General features: G+C 71.1%; 1 protein-coding gene. It reads left to right on the forward strand.

Features of this window, described 5'->3' with window-relative positions; all coding sequences use genetic code 11:
- A partial coding sequence (locus tag A6V29_RS12020) for an IS256 family transposase (RefSeq protein WP_137160515.1) occupies positions 1 to 850 on the forward strand: 850 nt, incomplete at both ends.

Genomic DNA, 850 nt, shown 5'->3' on the forward strand with positions numbered 1-850 from the left:
ACGACCCAGCGCAACGGCACCCGGGAGAAGGTCGTGGCGACCACCGCCGGTGACCTGACGGTGAAGATCCCCAAGCTGCGCACCGGATCGTTCTTCCCCTCCCTGCTGGCCCCGCGCCGGCGAATCGACGTCGCGCTGCACGCGGTGGTGATGCAGGCATGGGTGGAGGGCGTCTCGACTCGCAAGGTCGACGACCTGGTCGCCGCCCTCGGCGTGGAGTCCGGGATCAGCAAGAGTGAAGTCAGCCGGATCTGCGCCGGCCTGGACACCGAGGTCGCCGCCTGGCGGGCCCGCCCGCTGGACGAGCAGGCGTTCCCCTACGTCTTCCTCGACGCCACCTACTGCAAGGCCCGCGTCAGCGGCCGGGTCGTCTCGCGGGCGGTGGTCATCGCCACCGGCGTCTCCGCCGACGGCCGCCGCGAGGTACTGGGCTGTGACGTCGGGGACAGCGAGAACGAGGTGTTCTGGACCGACTTCCTCCGCGGGCTGCGCGACCGCGGCCTGGGCGGGGTCCAGCTGGTCATCTCCGACTCCCACCGCGGCCTGACCAACGCCATCGACACCGTGCTGGCCGGTGCCGCCTGGCAGCGCTGCCGGGTGCACTTCATGCGCAACGTGCTCGCCCGAGTCAGCAAGGGCCAGGCTGAAATGGTCGCCGCGGCGATCCGCACGATCTTCGCCCAGCCGACCGCCGAGACCGTCCGCGAGGCGGTGGAAAACGTGGCGCTGACCCTGGAGCGGCAGTTCCCGACCGTGGCGGCGCTGCTGCGTGACGCCCGCGAGGAGATCACCGCCTTCGCCGACTTCCCCCAGGCCCACTGGCGCAAGATCTGGAGCACCAATCCGCTGG

This window comes from Blastococcus sp. CCUG 61487 (genome assembly GCF_005222955.1).
Classification (GTDB): domain Bacteria; phylum Actinomycetota; class Actinomycetes; order Mycobacteriales; family Geodermatophilaceae; genus Blastococcus.